This is a genomic window from Lactobacillus sp. UMNPBX17, from assembly GCF_002553735.1.
In the GTDB taxonomy this organism is placed as follows: domain Bacteria; phylum Bacillota; class Bacilli; order Lactobacillales; family Lactobacillaceae; genus Lactobacillus; species Lactobacillus gallinarum.
The window spans coordinates 1-336 of the sequence record NZ_PCYT01000196.1 but is presented as its reverse complement, the minus strand read 5'-3'; the positions used below and the strand labels follow the sequence as shown (position 1 = coordinate 336).

Below are 336 nucleotides of genomic sequence, written 5' to 3'. Positions count from 1 at the left end.
CAAGGTTAAGGTCAATGCCAATTTGACTTTGTGATTTAGGCAATTCCTTGACAAAGGCAATATCGCTGCCTAACTGCATAGACAAGTAGAATTGGTCATCAGCGGTCTTTTTTATCGTCACTGTGCCGATTCTAGTTGGGATATGATTAACCAGACGCTCTTTGATTAGTTTTCTTAAGCCAGCAATGCGGACAACGCCTAGCTTAGGCAATTTAATATGCTTAGCATCAATAAACCTAGCCGTCCCATTATCAAGAAAAGCTTCTTTTTGCTTAGGATACTGACAGTTGGTTTGGTATGACCAGCCACTGCGTTTTTTGTGAAAAGTCGGAATTC

At 40.8% G+C, this 336-nt stretch carries 1 pseudogene; it reads right to left on the bottom strand.

Features of this window, described 5'->3' with window-relative positions:
- Positions 1-336 (bottom strand): annotated as a pseudogene (locus CP368_RS10275) (RNA-guided endonuclease TnpB family protein); the annotation flags it as partial.